The organism is Agriterribacter sp., from assembly GCF_035497235.1.
In the GTDB taxonomy this organism is placed as follows: Bacteria; Bacteroidota; Bacteroidia; order Chitinophagales; family Chitinophagaceae; genus Agriterribacter.
In genome coordinates, this window is the sequence record NZ_DATJEB010000049.1 from 1 (window position 1) to 25,130 (window position 25,130).

Annotated in this window: 17 protein-coding genes; 8 read left to right on the forward strand and 9 right to left on the reverse strand. The window is 43.5% G+C overall.

Annotated elements, in window-relative coordinates; genetic code table 11:
- Positions 1-275: 275 nt before the first annotated feature.
- The gene (locus VL121_RS16250) at positions 276-2,528 is read right to left on the reverse strand and encodes a patatin-like phospholipase family protein (RefSeq protein ID WP_325407253.1); all 2,253 of its coding nucleotides are present in this window, start codon (positions 2,526-2,528) and stop codon (positions 276-278) included.
- 239 nt (positions 2,529-2,767) lie between these two features.
- Between VL121_RS16250 and VL121_RS16255 the strand changes: the two genes are divergently transcribed.
- Positions 2,768-4,621 (forward strand): ABC transporter ATP-binding protein, encoded by a 1,854-nt coding sequence (locus VL121_RS16255; protein ID WP_325407255.1) that lies wholly within the window; start codon positions 2,768-2,770, stop codon positions 4,619-4,621.
- 117 nt (positions 4,622-4,738) lie between these two features.
- On the forward strand, positions 4,739-5,167 hold the full coding sequence (locus VL121_RS16260) for a DUF3276 family protein (protein WP_325407257.1): 429 nt from the start codon (positions 4,739-4,741) through the stop codon (positions 5,165-5,167).
- Positions 5,168-5,310: 143 nt separating this feature from the next.
- On the opposite strand, the gene pgi is transcribed toward VL121_RS16260, so the two are convergent.
- Both pgi and VL121_RS16270 read right to left on the reverse strand, forming a co-directional pair.
- Positions 5,311-6,963 carry a glucose-6-phosphate isomerase gene (gene pgi, locus VL121_RS16265; RefSeq protein ID WP_325407260.1) on the reverse strand — a complete coding sequence of 551 codons (1,653 nt, stop codon included), beginning with the start codon at positions 6,961-6,963 and terminating at the stop codon, positions 5,311-5,313.
- A 239-nt stretch (positions 6,964-7,202) separates the two neighbouring features.
- Entirely contained in the window at positions 7,203-8,264 is a 1,062-nt protein-coding gene (locus VL121_RS16270) for a threonine aldolase family protein (RefSeq protein ID WP_325407262.1), read from the reverse strand.
- Between the two features lie 387 nt (positions 8,265-8,651).
- Here VL121_RS16270 and VL121_RS16275 point away from each other — a divergent pair, with 387 nt between their 5' ends.
- The 5 genes from VL121_RS16275 (at position 8,652) to VL121_RS16295 (ending at position 13,970) form a co-directional block, all read left to right on the forward strand.
- Positions 8,652-9,509, forward strand: coding sequence for a sigma-70 family RNA polymerase sigma factor (locus VL121_RS16275; protein WP_152266679.1), 858 nt, complete (start codon positions 8,652-8,654; stop codon positions 9,507-9,509).
- A 282-nt stretch (positions 9,510-9,791) separates the two neighbouring features.
- Positions 9,792-10,739: a thioredoxin-disulfide reductase gene (gene trxB / locus VL121_RS16280; RefSeq protein WP_325407265.1), complete on the forward strand. Its 948-nt coding sequence runs from the start codon at positions 9,792-9,794 to the stop codon at positions 10,737-10,739.
- Between the two features lie 102 nt (positions 10,740-10,841).
- Positions 10,842-11,201 carry a dihydroneopterin aldolase gene (folB, locus tag VL121_RS16285; RefSeq protein ID WP_325407267.1) on the forward strand — a complete coding sequence of 120 codons (360 nt, stop codon included), beginning with the start codon at positions 10,842-10,844 and terminating at the stop codon, positions 11,199-11,201.
- Positions 11,202-11,240: 39 nt separating this feature from the next.
- Positions 11,241-11,993 (forward strand): hypothetical protein, encoded by a 753-nt coding sequence (locus VL121_RS16290; RefSeq protein WP_325407270.1) that lies wholly within the window; start codon positions 11,241-11,243, stop codon positions 11,991-11,993.
- Positions 11,994-12,041: 48 nt separating this feature from the next.
- Positions 12,042-13,970 carry a M1 family metallopeptidase gene (locus VL121_RS16295; RefSeq protein WP_325407272.1) on the forward strand — a complete coding sequence of 643 codons (1,929 nt, stop codon included), beginning with the start codon at positions 12,042-12,044 and terminating at the stop codon, positions 13,968-13,970.
- Positions 13,971-14,281: 311 nt separating this feature from the next.
- Here VL121_RS16295 and rpsA read toward each other — a convergent pair whose 3' ends face one another.
- On the reverse strand, positions 14,282-16,219 hold the full coding sequence (rpsA, locus tag VL121_RS16300; RefSeq protein WP_325407274.1) for a 30S ribosomal protein S1: 1,938 nt from the start codon (positions 16,217-16,219) through the stop codon (positions 14,282-14,284).
- A 316-nt stretch (positions 16,220-16,535) separates the two neighbouring features.
- Between rpsA and VL121_RS16305 the strand changes: the two genes are divergently transcribed.
- The gene (locus VL121_RS16305) at positions 16,536-17,000 is read left to right on the forward strand and encodes a DUF1572 family protein (protein WP_325407276.1); all 465 of its coding nucleotides are present in this window, start codon (positions 16,536-16,538) and stop codon (positions 16,998-17,000) included.
- 36 nt (positions 17,001-17,036) lie between these two features.
- On the opposite strand, the gene VL121_RS16310 is transcribed toward VL121_RS16305, so the two are convergent.
- The 5 genes from VL121_RS16310 to VL121_RS16330 form a co-directional block, all read right to left on the reverse strand.
- Positions 17,037-17,198: a PIN domain-containing protein gene (locus VL121_RS16310; protein ID WP_325407278.1), complete on the reverse strand. Its 162-nt coding sequence runs from the start codon at positions 17,196-17,198 to the stop codon at positions 17,037-17,039.
- Between the two features lie 142 nt (positions 17,199-17,340).
- A complete protein-coding gene (locus VL121_RS16315; RefSeq protein WP_325407280.1) occupies positions 17,341-18,540 on the reverse strand; it encodes a M20 metallopeptidase family protein in 1,200 nt (399 codons plus the stop codon).
- An 11-nt stretch (positions 18,541-18,551) separates the two neighbouring features.
- On the reverse strand, positions 18,552-19,448 hold the full coding sequence (locus tag VL121_RS16320; RefSeq protein ID WP_325407282.1) for a phytanoyl-CoA dioxygenase family protein: 897 nt from the start codon (positions 19,446-19,448) through the stop codon (positions 18,552-18,554).
- A gap of 215 nt (positions 19,449-19,663) precedes the next feature.
- On the reverse strand, positions 19,664-23,251 hold the full coding sequence (locus VL121_RS16325) for a VCBS repeat-containing protein (RefSeq protein ID WP_325407285.1): 3,588 nt from the start codon (positions 23,249-23,251) through the stop codon (positions 19,664-19,666).
- A 98-nt stretch (positions 23,252-23,349) separates the two neighbouring features.
- The gene (locus tag VL121_RS16330; RefSeq protein WP_325407287.1) at positions 23,350-25,113 is read right to left on the reverse strand and encodes a RagB/SusD family nutrient uptake outer membrane protein; all 1,764 of its coding nucleotides are present in this window, start codon (positions 25,111-25,113) and stop codon (positions 23,350-23,352) included.
- Between the last annotated feature and the right edge of the window lie 17 nt (positions 25,114-25,130).

Consider the following 25,130-nt stretch of genomic DNA (forward strand, 5'->3'; position numbering starts at 1 on the left):
TTAGTTTTATAGTGCGATAACAATAAGTTTCGCAATTTGTAACAACTAAAAACATGCACTATGCCTACAACAAATTTATCAGAAACAATTGACTTTAATGGTCAGGAATTTTTTGTTGGACTTGATGTTCATAAGAAGTCCAGACTGCGTACCCAATATGTTCTTCCGGGACTCCGTCCCGAAAAGTATTAAGATGAACATGCGGTCTGACGCTCCCCTGTCGCATACCAACCGCACGCAAAGCCTTCATAAAAGCTATACAGGCCGGGTCATGATCAAAAGCTGATGCCCAGGCTAACGTAAGAGGTTACCTTCCTTAACTGGTCACTGTACATGGCGCTCACCTCAAGAGGGCCTAACGCGAAGTTATAACCGAAAGTAAGTGCATATCCCGAGAAAAAATCGGGGTTGTTAAAAAACACGCTCCTGCTCACAAAATTGGTACACAGCACATTGGCCCGCCCGGTAAGGTAGGTATTGGATAAAAACTCGTATCGTAATCCGCCCATAAAAGCCGCAACGGAGGAGGCATAGGTTGTAGCTTCGGGTAATCCTGCAAAAACAATCTGGTTATTGTATAAGGGTATCATACCCCCTATAGCAAACTCGTTCATTACATTATTGCTGTAATTGAGGTTAATGCCCGATTGCAGGGAAGTTAGCAATGTAATTTTACCTGAAACAGGATTATAGTTTTCCATATTCAGTGAAGCTCTTTGGTAAGGATGCGTAGCTATAGGATATTCCTCGGCAGGGGTGGGTTGGCCGTTTTTAAGAATGACAATATTTTCATGCTGCTTTAATACCCGGCCAACTTCCAGGTCAAGCTTCATGCCCCGGGTAGGAAAACCCGGCTTGTTCAGTGTATTGTATTTCAGGAAGGTGAATACGGTGGGGAAACTACTGCTTCCGTCAATTTCCAGTACACCGGAAATGACAGGTTTGTAATTAAAGAATTCTATTCGGAAACCCAGCCCGGTTGCCAGTTTCCTGTTAGATGAAAAAGTTGTTGTGGCGTAGAGTTTTGAATACTGCCGCTTATACAAACCCGTTTCGCGGTAAGCGTTCTTTGTTTGATACATATCATAGGCGTTAACGTCCAACCTGTCATATTGAGCCCCCAGGGAAGAAGAAAAATTTTTGTGCCGTCCTATATACTGCAGATGCTCGGCCCTGGCGCGAAAATTGTCGCCGATATTTACGGTGAGCAGGCTCCGGGAATTGGTAGTAATGAAGTTGCGGCTGGTGAAATTAACGATAGCACTGATACCGCTGAATTTATCATAATGCAAACCCAGCTTGGCAAAGGTCAGCGGGTTCTCTACCACATCAAAAACTATTTTATAACTGCCATCAGGCTGTTCATGCAGGGAATATAATATGCGGTTATAATACCGGGTGCCAAATGCATGGCGGATCATATTCGAAATATCCTTCGCCGAATACCACCTGTCTGTAAACAAATTGAGGGTATTGATAAAAAACTCAATGGTAGTATTCTTCAGTCCGCTTAATTCAAAGGAGGTTATTTTAACCTTTTGCATTTCGGGCAGCCTGTTGCGCTTAAGCGGAGTGGTACCATATACCGCGTTTAAAGAATCGGCAAGCTGTTTCAGGCGGGGATACAACTCCTTACCCTTTTTAATTCCTGCTTCTAATATATCCTCTGCCTGCCCGAAGCTGCCCATATTATATTTCTCCAAAGGATAGTTCACATAAATATCACAAAGCGGAACTTCATTGAGCTGATCTGCCGCTTCCCTGAAAAAAGCTACCTGCAAAAGTACCTGTATTACATTACGCACTTTATCGGATGCAAGGAGTCCCGTGGAAACATTACTGCCTATAACTATATCGGCCCCCATTTTTTTTACATCCTGAACAGGGAAATTGCGTACAATGCCCCCGTCTACCAGGTGCTTATCGCCTGCTTTTACCGCAGTAAAAAAAGAGGGTATGGCCATGCTGGAACGCACAGCCGAAACAATTTCGCCATTTTCCAGTACTACCGCTTCACCACTTCCCACATCGGTGGCAATGCATTTAAACGGAATGCTAAACTGTGAAAAATCTTTGATATGACTTACCGGGAAGAATAATTCTGAGAACTTCAGCCATAATTCCTGTCCTTCCAATATACCCGTGGGCAGGGTAAACCGGTGATTTACCCAGGGCAGTTCTACCACGTATTTTGAATATTCTTCCTTTTCGTCCATGAATACACTGCGAAGGGATGACTGGTTACTTAATAAAAGTTCCCAGTCAATGGTTCTTGCAATTTTTTCTATGGTATCGGCCGAATAACCAATAGCATATAAACTACCAATTACACCGCCCATACTTGTGCCGGTAATATAATCAATGTTAAGCCCTGCCGAATCTATCGCTTTTAGTATGCCAATATGAGCAAGCCCCTTGGCTCCGCCACCGCTTAAGGTTAATCCTATTGTAGGCCGGCCTGGTGGTTGCTGGGCCTGCCCCCGATTAAAGAACAAAAGAAATATGACCGCTATACAGAGGAGTCTCATAGTTTTAAAACTGCTTTTCACACAGACAAAAAATATTCCACTTTCGTTGCCGGAATAACCATAAAAAGAAATCCCCTCATTGCCGTGGCATTATGGGTTAATAGCAGCGTGTTCGTTTCAAATATACCAACATAAAATCTATTTAAGCGTAATGCCTCACATTTGATTTGTCAGCTTTGTATGCTTCTCCCGGCCGCACTAACCTCCTTTTACTACATTTGCATAAATTAAAAATTGCATTGAAGCATTTAAGAGCTGTTAACAAATATTTCGGGAAGTACAGGTGGCGTTTTTTGCTGGGCATCATTTTCGTAATCGTTTCCAACTATTTTGGCATACTGGCGCCGCAGGTAACGGGCTATGTAATGGATAAGGTGCAGATAAAAATAAGCCAGCTCAGCGAAGAAGAGCAGGTGTACACAAAAGCCTTTTCAAAAGAATACGACCCGCTTGTTAAGGCTTTCATCAACCAGGCCGAACAACGCATACAGGCGCACGATTTTACCTGGCTGGTAATGGTGTGCGGCATTACTTTACTGGTGCTGGCTTTATTAAGAGGCGTTTTTATGTTCTTTATGCGGCAAACTATTATTGTAATGAGCCGCCTGATAGAATACGACCAGAAGAACGAAGTATATGAGCATTACCAGAAGCTGGATACCGCTTTTTATAAAGCGCACAGCACCGGCGATTTAATGAGCCGTATGGCTGAAGACGTAAGCCGCGTTAGAATGTATACCGGCCCGGCCATGATGTATTTTATCAACCTTGTTGCGCTTATTGGCCTTAGTCTTTTTTATATGTTTCAAAAAAACTGGGAACTCACGCTCTATGTGCTGGCGCCGCTGCCCATTTTGGCCATAACTATTTACATCGTTAACACCATTATTCATAAAAGAAGCGAAAACATACAGGCGCAGCTCAGCACCCTTACTACCAATGCCCAGGAATCTTACTCCGGTATAAGAGTAATTAAATCATTTGTGCAGGAAAGCACCATGGAACATTTTTTTGAGCGAAATAGCGAAGCCTACAAAAAAAGCGCCGTTAACTTAGCTAAGATCGAAGCTATTTACTTTCCTTCCATAAGCCTGCTGATTGGCTTAAGCACCCTGCTTACCATTATGATAGGCGGCTTATACCATATCCGCAACCCGGATGATATTACTATTGGAACCATTGCCGAATTTGTGGTGTATATCAATATGCTCACTTTTCCGGTAAGCTCTATTGGCTGGGTGGCCAGTATGGTGCAAAGAGCATCCGCCTCGCAAAAAAGACTCAATGAATTTTTAGATACGGTTCCTGATATTCAGAACATTGCGGCCCCTTTGCCGGTTCACCTGCGGGGACATATCCGCTTTGAACATGTAGACTTTACTTACCCGCATACGGGTATCAGGGCACTAAAAGATTTTTCATTAGACATTCCAAAAGGCAACAAGATAGCCGTTATTGGTAAAACAGGCAGCGGCAAGTCAACTATTGCACAGTTGCTGCTGAGAATGTACGACCCTACTCACGGTAAAATTCTGATGGATGGAACCGATATCCGCCAAATGGATGTACGTCAAATGAGAGCGCAGATCAGTTATGTGCCCCAGGATGTTTTTTTGTTCAGCGACAGTATAGCGGGTAATATTGGCTTCGGACTAGATAAGGCTACAGAAGAAATGATTCATACAGCGGCCCGGCAGGCCGGCGTAGAAAAGGAGATTGGCCGGTTCCCGGAAGGTTTTCAAACAATGGTGGGTGAACGTGGCGTTACCCTGAGCGGCGGTCAGAAACAACGGATATCTATTGCCCGCGCCATGATCAAAGACCCTGAGATTGTAGTATTTGACGACTGCTTGAGCGCCGTGGATGCCAGAACGGAAAAGGAAATTATTGGTAACTTATACGCTTTTTTGAAAGATAAAACCGCCATTATCATTACCCACCGCATTTTCAGCCTTTTTTCATTCGACAGCATAATAGTAATGGATAATGGCAGAATCCTGGAAAAAGGTACACATGAAGCGTTGCTGATGCTCAACGGACACTATACCGAAATGTACCGCCAGCAGCAGGAACAGGAACAAAAGGAAGAATAAAAACCTGTCCAAACTGCCAATATAAGAGTTTGGTTAAAATTTTGTCAATTCAAAAACAATTTTATCTTTGTTCCTCTTAAAACAAGGAACAAGTTAAACCTTTAAAAATTTATTACTGTGGCGTACGACAACAACGACAAAAGGATGGAGAGTGTGTACAGCAAGCGCATCCGTGCAGGAAAACGCAGAACATATTTCTTTGATGTAAGAAGCACCCGCAACCAGGATTACTATCTGACCATCACTGAAAGCCGCAAGCGTTTTAATGACAACGGATATGACAGGCACAAAATTTTCCTGTACAAGGAAGATTTCAACAAATTCATTAAAGCGCTCAATGAAGCCGTGGATCATGTTAAAACCGAGTTGATGCCGGATTTTGATTTCGATGCTTTCAATCATGACACACCCTTTGGTGAGAATGAAGAAGTGGAAATTGAAACAATTACGGATGAAGCTGTAGCTGTGGTAACCGAAGTGGCTCCCGTTGCTGAAGAAGCGCCCGTTCAAAACAACGGCGCCGATGAAGAAGTAGATAAATGGTAGTTTGTTTACTGCCTTATTTTATTTAATGCACTTACATATTGAAAGACCCCGGAACTGCCCGGGGTCTTTTTTTGCTGCACTGCTGTTAAGTTGAGCGTAAAATATCATACCTTATTTTATGATGAACATAACACAGCTCCAGGTTACCCTTTCCTCATTTCCTTGTACCGGTTAATGAGGCCGTTGGTTGAACCATCGTGTGCACTTACCTGTTCGTTATGCTGCAATTCCGGCAAAATGGTGCTGGCTAATTGCTTGCCTAACTCCACGCCCCACTGGTCAAAGCTGAAAATATTCCATATTACGCCCTGAACAAAAATTTTATGCTCATACAATGCAATGAGCTGGCCTAAACTGTACGGTGTAATTTTTTTTATTAAAAAAGAATTAGTGGGCCTGTTTCCCTCAAAAACCTTAAATGGTATAAGCTGCTCTTTTTCCGCTTCCGGTAATTTGCCCAGCTCACTTTCTACCGCCTCTTTTGTTTTGCCGTTCATTAAGGCCTCGGTTTGCGCAAAAAAATTGGACAATAATTTCAGATGATGATCCCCTACAGGATTATGGCTGATGGCCGGCGCAATAAAATCGCAGGGAATAAGCACAGTACCCTGGTGAATGAGCTGGTAAAACGCGTGCTGCCCGTTGGTACCCGGCTCACCCCAAATTACCGGCCCTGTTGAATACGCGGTTTTGTTTCCATTGCGGTCAACATGTTTACCGTTGCTTTCCATATTGCCCTGCTGAAAATAAGCGGCAAAGCGGTGCATATACTGGTCGTAAGGAAGGATAGCCTCGGTTTGGGCGCCAAAAAAATTGGTATACCATAAACCCATAAGCGCCATAACTACCGGTATATTTTTTTCAGATGCCGTATGCTGAAAATGAAGATCGGCAGCATAAGCGCCTTTCAGTATCTGTTCAAAATGATTATACCCAATGGTGAGTACAATAGACAGTCCTATAGCACTCCACAGGCTGTACCTGCCGCCCACCCAATCCCAGAATTCAAACATATTGGCTTTATCAATACCAAAATCCTCCACCGCTTTTTCATTGGTAGAGAGCGCTGCAAAATGTTTGGCCACCTGTTTTTCATCTTTGGCGGTTTGTAAAAACCAACGCCTTGCCGTATGGGCATTGGTCATGGTTTCCTGCGTGGTAAAGGTTTTGGAAGCAATAAGAAACAGCGTTTCTTCCGGTGTTACTTTTTTTAAGGTTTCCGCAATATGCGTACCATCTACATTCGACACATAATAGGTTTGTATACCTTCCACCCAATAGGGCTTCAGCGCTTCCGTTACCATTACGGGGCCGAGGTCGCTGCCGCCAATACCTATATTAACGATGTATTTTATTTTTTTACCTGTATACCCTTTCCATTCGCCGCTGTGTATCCGGTTAGCAAAGGTTTTCATTTGCAGCAATACCCGCTGTACAGCAGGCATAACATCCTTACCGTCAGACAAAACCGGCTCACCCGAAAAATTACGCAGGGCGGTATGCAGCACAGACCGGTTTTCGGTTTGATTGATCTTGTCGCCGTTAAACATCGCGGCTATAGCGTCTTTCAGCCCGCACTCCGCTGCCAGGTTAAGCAGCAATGAAAATGCTTTTTCATCAACAATATTCTTGGAATAGTCGAACAATATATCTTCAAAAGCAATGGAATACTGTTCAAACCTGGCAGGGTTATCTTTAAAAAAGTCTTTTATTTTCTTGCCGCGCATCGTGGTATAATATTCGCCGAGCGCCTTCCACGCCGCAGTTTGGGTAGGATTTACATGGGGGAATGACATATATTACTGATTTGTCCAAAGATAAGAAGTCCTGCAATTACCCGGGAGAAAAGCATCAAAAAGCAAATTACAAGAACCAGATTAATACAGATGGTTCGTGCCTCACCATGAAAGGCAAAATCCGAAGCGAAATGCAACCGTAAACTATAAACCGTAAACTATAAACTAAAAAATTCAGGAGTGAGAAGTGAAAGGGCATAAGTTACAGGGATGCATCCTGAGACCTGAGACCTGCAACCTCATACCTGCCCCTCAAACCCAGTATTTATTCCGCTTTCATCTAACTGCAAACCGGCCACAACAGCACAGGTTGTGTTTACCATAGCCGGGGTAATACCGAGATGCAGCACCATACGTATACGCGTAGGCGAAATAGCGTATACCAGCACACCGTGCTCTTTTAGTTTTTGGGTAAGCAGCAGGGCGGTATAGGGAGGATTTACTTCAAAAATGATAATATTCGTTTCTACAGGCATCATACTTTTTACAAAATCCTGCACCTGCAAGGTTTCTGCTATTTGCTGCGCATGCCCGTGATCTTCGCTCAGCCTGGTTACATGATGCTGCAATGCATACAAGCCGGCAGCAGCCAGATACCCCGCCTGGCGCATACCTCCGCCTAAAATTTTTCTTATACGCCGCGCTTTATGTATACATTCCTTTTTGCCCAGCAAAATACTGCCTACCGGCGCGCCTAAACCCTTGCTCAGGCAAATGGAAATACTGTCAAATAACCTTCCGTATGCCTCCGGCGTTTCGTTGCGGGCTACTAATGCGTTAAACAGCCTGGCGCCGTCTAAATGCAATTGTAGTTTTTCGCGGTTGCATAATTCCCTGATCTTTTCTATCTCCCGAATATCGTAACAGCTTCCCCCGCCACGGTTTGACGTATTTTCAAGGCTCACCAGCCTGCTGGGCGGTTTGTGTATATCGCTGGGGTTGATGACCGCGCTGATCTCATCTGCGGTTATGCGTCCCCGGTTGCCATCAATAAGCTTTACCTGGCATCCCGAATTAAAAGCTATACCGCCGCCCTCATACTGGTAAATGTGTGACTGCCCTTCACAAATCACTTCATCAGCGGGTTGTGTATGGCATTTTATCGCAATCTGATTGGTCATGGTACCGCTGGCGCAAAAAATACCGGCTTCCATTCCGAATATACCCGCTGCAAAAGCTTCGAGGGCGTTTACCGCCTCATCTTCTCCAAAAACATCATCTCCCACATTCGCCTTCATCATGGCTTCCAGCATGCCCTGCGTTGGCCGGGTAACCGTATCTGAACGAAAATCTATGATCATACCACGAATAATATTTAAAGAAAGGATAGAATTGTATTGCTAAAGAAAAGTTAAATACGAATTCCAATCACACTATTCAACCAAGATGCTACAGGATGCCCGCAGCAACACAATCGTTTGCATTCCACGAAAATGTTAATTATACAGTTTATTTTATCTTTTTTTTGCGTCTTTTCTTATAAACATTATGAGATGAAAATTTTGCGTATTACCTTTACCGATCGTCTCAGACACAGCTCTCGGGAATAAATAACATATCGTTTGCACCCATTTTGCAACTCTTTAGCCCGCAAACCTGTCTCTATCCAGACGCACTTGGCAATTTAGCTAATTCGTTATCAATACGTAATATTTTTTATAAAATCATTTTATACTAATTAAAAGGATATGAGACAACTAAAAATTGCAACGCAAATCACTAACCGCGATTCACAGGCGGTGGAAAAGTATCTGCAGGAAATATCTAAAATTTCGATGATCACGCCGGAAGAAGAAACCGTGCTGGCACAACGCATTAAAATGGGTGATCAGAGAGCTTTGGATAAATTAGTGCAGGCTAACCTCAGGTTTGTTGTTTCCGTTGCAAAACAATACCAGCACCAGGGATTATCACTGAGCGATCTGATTAATGAGGGCAACTTAGGCTTAATTAAAGCTGCACAGCGATTTGATGAAACCAAGGGCTTTAAATTTATTTCTTACGCCGTATGGTGGATCCGCCAGTCTATTTTACAGGCATTGGCCGAACAGGGTCGTTTGGTACGTTTACCTCAAAATAAAATTGGCACGTATAATAAGGCCAATAAAGCCTATATGGCATTTGAACAGGAGCATGAACGCGAACCAAGCACCGAAGAACTGGCCGAGCTGCTCGAAATGAGCGAAACAGAGATCAACAATATTTTCCAGAGCAATACCCGCCATACCTCTTTAGATGCGCCTGTGCATGAAGCGGAAGATGTGGCAATGGGCGACCTGCTGGAAGGTGGCTCAGAAACCGATGACGATGTAATGAAAGATTCTTTACGCAATGAAATTCGCAGGGTACTGAAATCGCTAAGCCCACGGGAAGCTGAAATTGTGAATGCCTATTTTGGATTAGACGGCGAAAACGGCGTTACTATTGAACAGATTGGACAAAAGTACGACCTTACCAAAGAACGCATCCGCCAGATTAAAGAAAGAGCGATTAAACGCCTGCAAAAAGCGCGCTACAGCAGCTCACTGAAAGCATACTTAGGATAATAATTGATTTTTAGAATAAGCCAGAAAGTGTTCCCGGTATTTGAAATATTCAGATGCCGGGATTTTTTTGCATTATACCACTAAAACAATGTGCTTCTCCTTCATTCCTTATTATGCCGTATGGTAATATTTCCAGAGAAAAGGCGCCGGTTATTCACATGATATGCAACGCTTAGCACAAGGCTGCTGCCAATTGGAGAAATACAGTTAATTTTGCAGGATTTATTTTAATAAAGGATATGTGGTGTATAACACAAGACAAAATGATTAAAAGGAAGCATTATGGATAATACAGCAGCGGAAAAAGTACATTGTTTAATTATTGGTTCCGGTCCGGCCGGATACACAGCAGCTATTTACGCGGCACGCGCTAACCTGAAACCCGTTTTATACCAGGGCATTCAGCCGGGCGGACAGCTCACCATTACTACAGAAGTTGAAAATTATCCCGGCTATGCCGATGGCGTGCAGGGACCGGAAATGATGGTTGACTTTGAAAAGCAGGCCTCCCGTATGGGTGCGGATATTCGTTTTGGGCTGGCAACTAAAGTTGATTTTTCGGCACACCCGCGCAAAGTATGGATAGACGATGAAAAATTAATAGAAGCCGATGCGGTAATCATCGCTACCGGGGCCTCTGCCAAATGGCTGGGGTTAGCAAGCGAAGAACGCCTGAATGGCTTTGGCGTAAGCGCCTGCGCGGTATGCGATGGATTTTTCTTCCGCGGAAAAGAAGTAGCAATAGTAGGCGCCGGCGATACCGCTGCTGAAGAGGCGTTGTACCTTTCCAAGCTAACCTCCGTTGTACATATGTTTGTGCGCCGCGATGAGATGCGCGCTTCGAAAGTGATGCAGGAAAGGGTTTTTAAAACACCCAACATTAAAATATACTGGAATACCGAAACGGAGGAAATATTGGGTGAACATAAAACAGAAGCCGTACGTATTAAAGATATAAAGACCGGCCAAACGCAGACTATCCGGGTTAGCGGATTTTTTGTGGCCATAGGGCATGAGCCCAATTCCGCTATCTTTAAAGACTGGCTGGAAATGGATGAAGCAGGTTACATTAAAACAGTACCCGGTACCACCAAAACCAATGCAGAGGGCGTATTTGCTGCAGGCGATGTACAGGATAAAATATACCGCCAGGCGGTAACAGCGGCAGGCACCGGCTGTATGGCCGCCTTAGATGCAGAAAGATGGCTGGGAGAGAAAGGATTGCATTGAGAGGGGTGGGAGGAGAGAAATAAGAAATAAGAAATAAGAAGTAAGAAGTAAGAAGACAAGGATAGACGTTGTATTAGCTCATAGCTGAAACCTGAAACCTGTATGCTAAAAATTTCTCTCCATCACTTAAAATTTCATGCTTTTCATGGCTTGTATAAAGAGGAAAAGGCAACGGGCAATAATTTTGAAGTGAATTTAGACGTATATTTTACCGAGCCTGCGCAAATGATCACTAAGCTGCAGGATACTATTAATTATGCCGTTTTATACCAACTGGTAAAAGACAGGATGCAAATTCCGGAGCCATTGCTGGAAACCATTGCCATGGATATTGCCCGGCAAATTAAAAAGCAATTTCCCGTTGTGCGGGAAATTAACGTTTCTGTGAGCAAAATTAATCCGCCCCTGCTTAATTTTCAGGGTGAAACCAGTGTTACCTACCATAAACAATATTTTCATTAATACAACATCTATGCGCATCATCCAAAACCAGGTTTATTTATGAAATACGGCATTTTATCTGTAATAGCGTTGCTGTTTGCCTGTATAGTATATACCCAGGATATGGCGCCTCTGCTGGAGGAGGCCGCAAAGCTGGAAAAGAACTTAAAAGAAACGGAAGCATTGGAAGCGTACCAATCGGTACTGAAGATACAGCCCGGCAATATTATCGCCTTATGTAAAGCGGCAGAGCTAACAGGAAGAATAGGCGGCAGGCTTAAAGATAACGATCAAAAAGCCACCTGGTTTACCACAGCAAAGGCTTACGCTGAAACGGCGCTGAAACAAAAGCAAAATTATGCAGATGCTTTTTATGTAATGTCTTACACCGCTATGAAGCTGGCTACGGTAACAAAAGGTAAAGACAAGGCAGCAAATCTCAGAGATATGAAGTACTACGCCGATTCTGCCCTGCTGTTTAATCCCGCGTATGCCGGGGCTTTATACATATCCGGCAAATGGAATACCGAAATTTATAATTTGAATGTAGCGGAAAAAGCCGCTGTTAAAGTGCTATTTGGAGGAATGCCCAAAGCTTCTCTTGAAGCCGCCATCCGGCATTTTGAAAAAGCCCGTACTGCCAATCCGTGGATGCTGGTTAATTATCTGGACCTGGCTAATACCTACGTACAAAATCACAGCACCGGTAAGGCAATAGAAATACTCAGTAAAATGGTAAAGATGCCACCCCGCACCGGCGATGATGAATTGCTGAAAGCGGAGGGCAGAACCTTGCTGGCGTCATTACAATAACAAAACAATACGTTGATGATGAAGAAAGCTTTATTAACATGCATTACAGTGCTAACATTTTCCGGGCTAATAGCCCAGGTAGCGCCGGCAACGGGCCCGGGCTTTGATTACCATACTCTTTTCTCCCCGCTTTTTTATACTTATAACGGTAATGAATACCGTGCGGCAAATGGGGCACCCGGCGCCGCATACTGGCAAAACAGGGCCAACTACCGGATCAACGCCGCCTTAAACGACAGTAAGAATGAAGTAACGGCAACGGTTACACTCGACTATAAAAACAACAGTCCGCAGCAGCTTGCCTATATATGGCTGCAGTTAGATCAGAATTTATTTAATGATACTTCAAGGGGACATGCGAAATTACCGGCGGGCGGGCATAGCCGTTATGGCGATGCGGGCAGTGCGTTTAAAGGCGGATTCCGGTTTCAATCCGTTATGCTGGTTAACGGGCAAACAGAAACCAGGGCAAACTATCTAATAAGCGATACGCGTATGCAGGTGCGATTAGACAGGCCAGTTGCGGCAAAGGGTGGTGAACTGAAGCTAAAAATGACCTACACGTATACGATACCGCAGTACGGTGCAGACAGGACCGGCATTTTAACTACACGCAACGGAGATATTTTTTCTGTGGCGCAATGGTACCCCCGCATGTGTGTATTTGACGATATAAGAGGATGGAACACCGATCCCTATCTTGGCGCCAGTGAATTTTACTTGGAATATGGCGACTTTGACGTAAGCATTACAGTTCCTTCCGGTATGATTGTAGCAGGCTCCGGTGAATTACAGAACCCTAAAGAAGTATTAACCGCACAGCAACTGCAACGGTATAACCAGGCTAAAGAAAGCGACAAAACGATTATTATTCGTGGAAAAGATGAAGCGGCTAAAGCAAGCGCGCAGCCGGGGAAATCAACGCTTACCTGGAATTTTAAGATCGCTAACGCACGTGATTTTGCATGGGCAGCTTCCCGCTCATTTATATGGGATGCCGCAAAAATGAATCTTCCCGATGGCAAAAAAGGATTGGCCATGTCGGTATATCCTGTTGAATCAGACGGAAATAATGCCTGGGGCAGATCTACGGAGTATACTAAAGCTTCTATAGAAAATTATTCTAAGCGCTGGTTCCCTTACCCTTATTATTCCGCGGTAAATGTAGCGAGCAATGTAGGCGGTATGGAGTATCCTGCTATTGTTTTTTGCGGGGCAAGAGCTACTGCCGCAGGATTGTGGGGCGTAACCGATCACGAGTTCGGGCATACCTGGTTCCCGATGATCGTAGGTAGTAATGAAAGAAGGTACGGCTGGATGGATGAAGGCTTCAATACCTTTATCAACGGCATATCTGCATCCGACTTCAACAACGGTGAATATAAATCGCGGAAAAGAGATCCGCACCAGATCGGGTATATGTTTGGCCCGCAATCGGAAGCCATATACAATACACCCGATGCTATGAAGGAAAGAAATATCGGCAACCTCTTATACTATAAACCCGGTTATGCGATGGAGCTATTACGCAACCAAATTCTGGGACAGGACAGGTTTGATTACGCGCTTAAGCGCTATATCAGCGACTGGGCGTATAAGCATCCTGCCCCCTGGGATTTTTTCCGCAGCATGGAAAACAGCGCCGGTGAAGATTTAGCGTGGTTCTGGAGGGGCATGATCCTGAATAATTATGCTTTAGACCAGGTTATTAAAGGTGTTGAATATGTAAACGGCGATCCCAAAGAGGGGGCGTTGATCAGTATAGAAAACGCTAACCAGATGGCAATGCCGGTAATTGTGGAATATACTGTGGCAAGCGGAAAAACAGGCAGGATAACCCTTCCCATTGAGATATGGCAGAATAATAATTCATGGACGTTTAAAGTAAATACCAATGAAGCTTTAAGCAAAGTGGTTATTGACCCTGATCATGTATTTCCGGATATTGATGACTCGAATAATACCTGGGCAAAATGATTGGCGCGATGTGTGGAATGGAGACCAGTTTGTTCAAATAAAGCACATAGACACAATAGGAGCATAGGAGTACAATAGAAGATTTAAAACCTATGTGTACCTATGACCCTATGTATTCAAAGAAAAAACACATGGGTACAATAGGAAATCCCAGGGGTTTGTTGCTGCATGATGTCTCTGACCGCAGCAGACTGTAACCTGCAAGTTTTGATTTAGCGATTTACAAAATGCTTGTCTCCATAAAAAAATCCGTCATGCTTTTGAACATGACGGATTTACAATTTTATTGAAACCGTGGATAGGAGGGAGGATTACTCTGCTGCCGGTGTTTCTCCGGGAGTTTGGCTTCCACCCTGTTCCATCTTTTTCTTGAGTTCTGCCAGTACGCCAAGATCACCTAAGGTTGTTTTTTCAACTTTACCCTGTATGTCTTTAACGGCTTTTTTGGTTTTAGCAGCTTCTACTTTCTTTTCTTTGTTCTCGGCTTCTTTTTCATCGGCCTTTGCCTGTTCCCAAATGCGGGTATGGCTTAGTACGATGCGCTTCTCGTTCCTGTCGAATTCAATTACTACAAACTGGCTGGTTTCGTCAGCGCCAACTGTTTTCCCATCTTCTTTCAACAGGTGACGGTTGGGTGCAAAACCTTCGAGCCCGTAAGGCAACTGAACAATAGCGCCTTTTTCATCTTTACGGGTTACAGCACCTTCGTGAACAGAACCTACCGCGAAAGTATCCTGTAAAGCATTCCAGGGATCTTCTTCCAGTTGCTTATGTCCTAACTGAAGTTTGCGGTTGTCTTTGTCAATACCCAGGATCACTACGTCTATATCCGCGCCTACTTTAGTATATTCTCCCGGATGGTTAAAGCGTTTCAGCCAGCTCAGGTCGCTGATATGGATCATTCCGCCAATACCGGGTTCCAGTTCAACAAATACGCCATAAGGAGTGATATTTTTTACCAGGCCTTTGTGACGGCTGTCAACCGGGTACTTGTTCTCAATTTCATTCCAGGGATCGGGCGTAAGCTGCTTAATAGACAAGCTCATCTTCCTGGAATCTTTATCAAGCGTTACAATTTTAGCTTCATGCTCATCGCCCAGCTTAAAGAATTCCTTAGCATTAATAGGCGTATTAGCCCATGTAATTTCACTTACATGCACCAATCCTTCCACGCCCGGTAATATTTCAAGGAAAGCGCCATAATCTTCAATATTTACTACTTTGCCTTTCACCACTTTGCCCTCGCCTACGGCTTCAGGCAACGTGTCCCACGGATGTGGCGTAAGTTGTTTCAGTCCGAGGCTAATACGTTTTTTATCATCATCAAAATCAAGCACAACCACATTCAGCTTCTGATCCATTTTCAGTACTTCGCTTGGGTGGCTGATACGTCCCCAACTAATGTCGGTGATGTACAGTAATCCATCCAGTCCGCCAAGATCCAGGAATGCGCCAAAGTCTGTAATATTTTTAATTGTTCCTTCCAGTACCTGACCTTTTTCCAGCTTGCTGATAATTTCCGCACGTTGCGCTTCAATATCGCTTTCAATAAGTGCTTTATGAGATACAACAGCGTTTTTAATGGTTTCGTTGATCTTAACCACTTTAAACTCCATGGTTTTGCCAACAAACTGATCATAATCCGTAACGGGTTTCACATCTATCTGCGAACCGGGCAGGAAGGTTTCCATACCAAATACGTCTACAATCAATCCACCTTTGGTTTTGCTGGTAACAATACCGGTTACCACTTCACCTGTTTTATGTATTTCTACAATGCGTTCCCACGCGCGTGTAATGCGTGCCTGCTTACGGCTCAGGTGCAGGTGTCCTTCCCTGTCTTCCTTTTCCACCACCATTACTTCTACTACATCGCCAACTTTTAATCCGGATAAATCGCGGAACTCATTTAAAGAAACCAATCCATCGCTTTTAAAACCAATATTGATTACAACATCGGTTTTGGTAACGCCAACCACAATACCTTCCACCATTTCATTGTCTGAAATAGCCTTGAAAGTACCTTCATAAACGGTATCATACTTTTCCTTTTCTTCCTGGCTATAGGAAGAAACATTCCGTTTGTCAATGCTCCAGTCAAAATCATCATGCGCGGTTACCAGTTCTTCGGCTACCGCTTTTACAGGTTCATTTGTTGTCGCTGCAGGCTCATGGGCAACCTCCTGTATATCAGCGTTTGTGCCTGCCTCGCCGGTAGGCAGGTTAATAATTTGATTTTCTTCTGACATGATATAAACCCAACGGTTTTAAATTGGGTCGGCAAAGTTAGTACATAATGCTGCAACAGGCAAGGATTTTACCTTTTTTTTGGGCCCGCTTCAGATATGTGAATCATGTATATACAAGGCATTGTCAAAAGATTATTGAAAATTTGTTACTGTTTTTTAAAAAAGAAAATTCAAATTTGCAAATCCATGCCATTGCGACAAGCGCGTTAAGTAAAGCTGCTTTGCCCAAAGACATGGTACAGGATTTGATAGCGAAACACATCAAAATAAAATTTTTTTAAAACAACGACGTTTGTATCTCACAACATAATCAAGTATGATCACCAAACATCTCATCCCTCTTTTTCAAAAAGATCTCGACAAGTTAAAGGAAGAAATCAGCCTGTATCCCAAAGACGAGCAGTTATGGCAAATAAAGGAAGGGATCAGTAACAGCGGGGGTAATCTCTGCCTGCACCTCACCGGCAATCTTCAGCATTTCATTGGAGCGGTATTGGGCGATTCGGGTTATGTACGCAACCGGGACGCCGAGTTCAGGGTAAAGAATATTCCGCGCAGCAAACTTTTAGAAGATATTGATACTACCCGGTCTGTTGTAACAGATACCCTGGAACAGCTTTCTAAAATTGATTTACAAAAAGATTATATACTACCGGTGCTGGATGAAAAAACAAATACCAGCTACTTTCTGATCTATCTCCTATCCCATTTAAATTATCATATCGGACAAATTAATTACCACCGCCGGATCATAACCGGAGCTTCCACTTCAACTGTTTGAAATTAATTTGGACGCATTTTAAATTTTCGCTTTGTTTTACAAATCGTGTGGGGCAAAGATTTTCAGTTCATCAATGTTGTTAAAATCGTTATCGCTTGTAATAAGGGTAAGGTTATAGATGATGGCTGTTGCTGCAATGATAGCATCTGGCATTTTTACTTTCTTGTTCCGCCTTATTTTCACGCATTGGGCAACCACATCGCAGAAAAAAACTGCGGATATGCTGGGTAATCAGCGGGAATCTTATTTAGCAATGCAGGTTATTAAATAGTTGCGCAGATGAAAGTAACCTGCGCATCTGCTGTGCCATTCATTACAAAATAAGTAATAGTGATGGTTTTTAAATAGTCTCAGCGGCAAAGCCCAGTTGCCGTACCGCTATGTAAGCCATGAGCCCGGTACTGAGCGCCAGCGCGTTTTCGTCAATATTAAATGCCGGCGTATGAAGCGCGGAATGGATTTTCTTTTGCGCATTGCCAACGCCCAGAAAATAAAAGCAGCTATCTGCTAACTGGGAATAACAGGCAAAGTCTTCCGAAGCCATCCAGGTATCCACATCAATAATATTTTCCTCACCCAGGTAGGCGCCGGCAAACAGCCGCACCGCTTCCGTTAGCTTTTCTTCGTTAATGAGAAAGGGGTATCCGCGGTTAATCATAAATGCACAACTACCACCCATACTTTCCGCAATGCCTTCCGCTATTTTTTTCATTTGCACATGCGCTTCGCTGCGCCACTGCTCATTTAATGTACGAAATGTGCCTTCCATACGCACTGTATCAGGAATGATATTAATAGCGCCATCGGCCACAACTTTTCCAAATGACAAAACCGTTGGATTATTGGGGTTGGCTATACGGCTTACAATTTGCTGCAGGGCAATAATAATATGTGAAGCGATCAAAACAGGGTCAATATTCTGGTGAGGCTGCGCCCCGTGACCGCCTTTACCCCTTACCGTTACCAGCAGTTCATCCATTGAAGCCATGAGCTTTCCTTTGCGTATGCCTATTTTACCGCATTCAATGGAAGGCATTACATGCTGCCCGATTACCACGTTTGGCTTGGGATTATCCAATACCCCTTCTTTGATCATCAGGCTGGCGCCACCGGGAAGCTTTTCCTCACCGGGCTGGAAGATAAGCTTTACTGTTCCGCCAAATTTGCTTTTCAGGGAATATAATATAGCTGCTGTGCCCAAAAGGGACGAGGTATGGGCATCATGCCCGCAGGCATGCATAACGCCCTTATACTGTGAGGCATAATCTACAGTATTAGTCTCCGTAATGGGCAGGGCGTCCATGTCGGCACGCAGGGCAACTACCCTGTTACACGGCAGCTCCCCCTTTATAAGCGCCACCACGCCTGTGCCGGCTACCGCGTTCCAGGGTATACCCAGTTCGCTGAGCCGCGCTTTTACAAAGGCAGCGGTTTGATGTTCCTGAAATGACAATTCGGGATGTGCATGCAAATATCTTCGGTTATTGATTACCGTTTGATGCACGTCTTTAGCCAGTTGCGCTATTGCTTCCTTTAGCATACTAAAAGCTATTAACCGATAACTGCCGGATCAAAGAGCAGGGGGAAGAACTGCCCCTCCATTTTTTTGCCTTTACCCACAACAGGTACGCCCTGCAGGAGTTCTTCATCGGTATTGGATAAGGTGCCTTCCTTAAATACATTGAGTACAAAAGCCCTTCTTGACCGGTTCGACCGGTTCTCATAAGAACCATGCACCATTAGCGGGTGATGGAAAGTGGCATAACCGGCTTTTAATTCAATGGGTACAGGTTTAAAGGCTGTTTTTTGCGCTTCTGTTAAAAACTGCATCAGCCCGTTCATTTCTCCTGCCAGCTCGGGCTTTTTGAGCAAACCCCATTTATGACTACCCGGTATATAATATAAGCAACCGTTTTCCGTGGTGGCATCGTCTAATGCAGTCCAGCAGGTAAGATGCTGTATAGGGCCGGTTCGTGTCCAGTAAGAATAATCCTGGTGCCAGGCCACTACGCCGCCATGGTGAGCCGGCTTGCAAAAAAGCTGGTCGTGCCAGAACCTTACCGCCGCGTTGCCAAATAACTGGCTTGCGGCCATTACAAAAGCCGGATTCCAGAGTACATCGTGAAAGCCGGGCGTTATGCGCCAATGCCCCAATGCATGGAATAATACTGTATCGGGGTCTGCTGATTCGTTGGAATGAAATTCATGAAAAAGCCTGTTACCCGGGTGAGCCGGGTCAGTTATTTCAGCCAATTCCTTATTCAGTTGTTCAACCTGTTGGCTATCAAGCAATTTGATGCCGCTGACATAACCATATTCATTAAAAAAATCTACCTGTTCCTTCGAAAGTTTGTATGGCTCCCACCCGGAAGGTGTAGATGGCCATTTTACAAAATCTGAAACGGGCGAAGAAGTAATGGACAGGTCTTTTATAATGGCATGACTCATATTGCGGGGTTTTTATTTGTGATAACAGTATACGCTTATTTCTGCCCCTAAAATAAGCCTTTCAGGTGGAATTATACCAGTTGGTGCTGAATAGTGAATAGCTGGGCGGGCAGCAGATTGAAAACAACGGGGTATTAAAAAGAAGAAAGGCAGGGAGTGAAAAGGCAGTTTGCTTATATGCCCGGGTCTGAACTTTCATTCCTTCAGGTAAAACATTATTCCTTCCTGCTTTCTCCTTTGTTATTAAAAATAATTACCTCGGTAACCTGATCGTTTATGGTTAAAAACCTTGAGGATTGGGAAAGAAAAGAAGCTCCGTAGTTAAATTCTTCTTTACGCAACTTTCCATTCTTCAATTTTACAATAGCATATTGGTCATTGGAATGAACAGATACTAAACGTAGGATGTTTTTACATAACAAAGCCGTTAACGGACCTTTATTTTGCCCTGCTATAAGAAGATACTGGCCGGAAGCAGTTTTAAGTTTTATCAATGATTTTTCATTACCGGTAAGGAAGATGCCACTTTCTGAAATCTTAAGCGTACTAAATTCCCGGTTCCCTTTCCCTTTTAAAAAAAGACCGTTCATGGCGTCATATCTTCCCACAGATACTTCTGTGCCATAATCGTTCCCATTTACTACGATATCAAGATTGCCGTCTCCGTCAAAATCATCGGCTGCCACGCCATTTATATATGATAGCTGCGCTTCAACAGGAAGTGGTATCAACTCAAATTTACCATTGCCTTTATTGTGCATGAAACAACTGGCAAAAGTATTGGCTTCCAGCACCACAGCGTCTGTAAGTTGTTCGGGAGAAAGCAACTTACTAAAATCAGCGCTTCCAAAAGCATCATAGGTTCTGAACTTGGCTCTCATCTCTATCATCTGCCGCATAAGATCATCGCGTGTTTGTGCCGGAAATTCTTTTCTTGCGCTATTGGCATTATAGCCGGGTAAATACAGTGAAAGCAAGGCGTCATAATTTCCATTATAATCAAAGTCTTTCCCATACGCCCGAACCGGCTCTTTTTCACTTGCCCGGTAAAAGGAATTGAGACCCAGGTTGCCGAGTACATAATCCATATTGCCGTCATTATCAAAATCGCCGGACATAATACTGTTCCACCAGCCTTTTTGATGTGCAATACCTGTTGAAGCAGTTATGTTCTTAAATATTCCCTTTTCATTTTTCAAAAAAATTACGGGCATCCATTCGCCGGTTATTATAAGATCAACCCAGCCATCATTATCAAAATCCGTCCACACAGCGTCTGTTACTAATCCAATATCAATTAAATCTTTTGCAACGAACGCCGTCACGTTTGTGAACTTAGCCCTGTCTTTTCCGGAATCGTTGCGGTATATAAAAGAAGAAACAGGTTTTGGATATTCCCGGGGACTAACCCTTCCTCCCACAAAAATATCCAGCTTACCATCATGGTCAAAGTCGGCGGCCCTTACGCAGGATTTACTGGTAAAGTTATTGGGCAACGCAATGGTATCCATTTTAAAATTTCCATTGCCGTCATTGATCCATAGCCTGTCCCTGCAATTTTCACTGCCTGGCGTAAATTCATAACTGCCACTGCTGATGTACAAATCATTGTCGTAATCATTATCCGCATCAAACAGCAGGATGCCCATATCTTCCTGCCGCTTTGTTTGCTGTGTTGCCCCGGCAATGAGTTCCTTTTTTAAAAACCTGCCATCAGGTTGCTGCAGTAATATTGTGGTGCTATAGCCAAAAGCGCCGCCCATTACCACATCATCTAATCCATCGCCATTTATATCTGCGGCTGCTAAGCCGGGTCCGTACTCCGAAAGTTTATGCGGCAGGAGTTTTTGAATATTAAAATCCAGGAAATCATCTTCATGGTGCAGTATGTTGATGCCCAGCGAATCGGTAATGTCTTTAAATAAAGTATGTTGAGTTAGCAACGGCTGTAAAAAAATATGTTCTTCAACGGCACGCTCCTCCCGGAGAATTAGTAACTGATCAGCTTTTACAGAATGCAGCGTTTGTTTTTTACCGTTAGTCCATATGACCACTAACGAATCAATACCTGTATAATTTCCCAGTCCGAAATGCGCAATCGTACTTACTGAAGACAGGTATCCCCGGTAAGGCGTATGCTCATACGCCTGCGTTTTGTTTGAATCGTAATATAAATGAACTATTGCCCCGATGCCATCAGGGTTAGGGTATAGTCCTTCAAATTTTAGCTGTAAATAATGATTGAACTGGCTACCGGCATTATTGTTAAGTGTATTTTGGAATACAAAAGCGCTGTCATTAATATTGTTCATCACACAGTCTAAATCGCCGTCATTATCCAGGTCGGCGTATGCTGCGCCATTTGAATAAGAGGGTAATCCCAAGCCCCATGTATCTGACACGTTGGTAAACCTGAGATTACCATTATTCCGAAAAGCGTAATTAGGTATCTTCACTTCTGGTATCTGGTCAAGCAATTGTTGTTTTGAAACAATGGAAGAAGCCTTATCGCGATAAGTGATAAAGTCGTGATCGGAAATATCTTTACGAAAGCCATTGGTAATAATAATATCCCTCCAGCCATCATTATCAAAATCAGCTACCAAAGGTGCCCAGCTCCAGTCTGTTTCTGCTATACCACTAAAAAAGCCGATCTCACTAAATATGGGATCACCGATGCTGTCGTTTTGCAGTACCCGGTTTCCCCTGTTTAGCTGAAGCGTGTTTCTGCCATACTGATACTGGTAATTGTAATAATCAAAATACTGGTTGTTCTGATAATTGTTGGGGTTAAGCATCGTCTTCTTCCGGTAATTATCTTCAGGGTTCATATCTAATTCTATAATGTCGGCCAATCCGTCATTATTAATATCTGTTACATCATTGCCCATTGCGGAATAACTGGTATGCTTAAAGTATTCCGCGGCTTTATCGGTAAAGGTTCCGTTTTTATTATTGATCCACAGCAGGTCGGTGGTGATGTAATCGTTACTTACGAAAATATCTTTCCAGCCATCATTATTAATATCGGCAATATTTACACCCAACCCATATCCTTCAAGATTTATACCCGCTTCAAAACTTACATCGGTAAACCGGGGAACGCCATCACTGCCAATGTCATCATTGCGAAAAAGCTTATCTGTGTTGAACTGTGCTTCCTTTCTGTTTTTGGGACGATATTTATTGGGATAACTGCCTTTCGGTATTTTATCAGCGATCAGCAAATACATATCCAGGTCGCCATCATTGTCATAATCAAAAAAAGCAGCCTGGGTAGCGTAGCTGGTATCTGCCAGCCCATATCGTTCGGCTTCTTCATTAAATACAGGGAAGCCGTTTTTATCAACCCCCTTGTTAACATAGAGCATATTCCTGCGTTGTAGCGGATCACTGCTTCGTGATGCGCAAACATAAATATCCGGCCACCCATCTGCATTAATATCCGCTACGGCCACGCCTGTACACCATTTGCCCTGTCCATCTGTACCCGCTTGTTTGGTAATATCCTCAAACTTCATTTTTCCCCGGTTTAGGTATAAGCGATTACGCACCATATTACCGGCAAAATAAATATCAGGCAATCCGTCTTTATTAAAATCGCCAATACCTACGCCGCTGCCATTATACACATACTCATAATCAAGAATATTAATGCTATCGTTTTCCGAAATAGTATTGGAAAAATGAATGCCCGACTGATCAGGCAGTAACAGCCGGAATAAGCTTTGTTTTTTTGAGGCGCAGGAAAAGAACAGACCGGTACTGATGAGGCAAAGGGTAAGAGAACGGGCGAATAACATACTTCTGTATTTTAAAATAATCCCAAATCAAATATAAAAAGGAAGCATTTATTTATTAAAAAACAAATGCCTCCTTGTTGAATGTTTACCAGCAACGATTAATAACCGCTGTTTTGGGTAAGGGTGGGTGTGCCATCTTTAACGCTCAGGTCAATCTGTTCCAGAGGTATAGGGAAATATTCATTTTTATTAGCAGTGAAAACGCCACTTTGAACATCAGCAGCAAATTGTTTTTCAAATGTAAAATAGGTGTTCAGGGTTGTTGCAGCAATACCCCACCGTACCAGGTCAAAAAAACGATGCCCTTCCATCGCCAACTCAAGTTTTCGCTCAAAATAAATCATCTTTAGCGCCACCTCTTTACTCGTAAATGTGCCATCAGCATAAGGATTAATCTTATAATTTGCCGCAGGCGTGGTAGTAACTCCGTCCAATGGGCTTGAAGGATCTATATACTTATAAACAAAAGTTTCAGGCTTAGCTGCCCTGTTTCTTACTTCGTTTACATACTCCAGCGCTTTATCTAAAGATCCCGCCTGGGCTTCTGCTTCGGCAGCCATTAATAAAACATCCGCAAAACGAATAATGTTTATATTGATAGCTGATCCGGGCGCCCATGATGACTTATCCCAGTATTCATCGGCAGTTTTCTGGGGGAAGATATTTTTCTTGGGAGCATAAGGACCTGAATAGTTTTGATCACGGATCCATTTTTGACCAGGATGGTTACCCCAGTCAAGGTAAGGTATTCCCCTGCGGCCAACAGTTCTGTCTAACCGGGGGTCAAGCGTACCGCCATAGGGAGTAAAGGAGGAGTCTGACGAAATACCCATATCGTTGGTTACAACAGTTGAATTATAATTGTCTATGTAAGGAAGCCCGCTGGCATCCGTACGGTAAGAATCCACAAGGTCTACGGAGGGCTGATAAAATCCGCAACATCCGAAGGGACTATCTCCATAAGGAAAGTTCAGCATATCGCCCGCATTGGCATTACTGATACCGCCTGATCCATCTTTTGCCGACATCTGAACAGCAAATACCGATTCCTTGCCATTTTTATGTGCCGGATCAAAGTTATCTGCGAAATTATCGAACAAGCCATAGGATTCTCCCTTTGAAGTTTTACCCTGGTTGATTACATCGGAAAAGATGGTAATAGCTTCAGTGTATTTTTTTTCATACAAATAAGTTTTACCTAAATATGCAGCAGCGGCCCATTTATTAGCTCTTCCAACTGCAGGAGCTGTCTCATTTAAATGGGTATAGGCAAAATTAAAATCATCTTCAATCTTTGGCCAAATATCCTGATCATTTGGTATTTTCAAATCTTCAGTTAGTTCGTCTACGTAAGGCACCATGTTAAACATCTTTTTCAGATCAAAATAATAGTGCGCTCTTAAAAAACGTGCCTCTGCAATAAATATCTGTTTCTCAGCATCCGATATATCTGTTGCTTTTTCTACCATACGCAAAACAGAATTACAACGGGCAATCCCTTCATAGTCTGCTCTCCATTTTGCATTAAAAAATCCATTGCTCGGATCAGATTTTCCTGTACCAATAAGGTCAATGGGAGGCTGGTCGCCCGACCAGCTTCCTTTATGCGCATCGGCGCCTGCAACACTTCCGTAAATCCAGTTGTCCGGAGATGATTCCCAGGTTCCACCACCTACATTTTGTCCATCCAAAGCTGCATACGCTCCCACTAAAAGCCCCATTACTCCCCTCTTATTAGCCAGTACGTCTTCACTTAATGCGCCCAATGCCGGTTTGTCTAAAAAACTTTTGCTGCATGAATACAGGATCCCTCCCATTGACAGCAGCAAAAAAAGCATGATTTTACATTGTATTCCTTTCATCTTACTCAGTTTTAAAA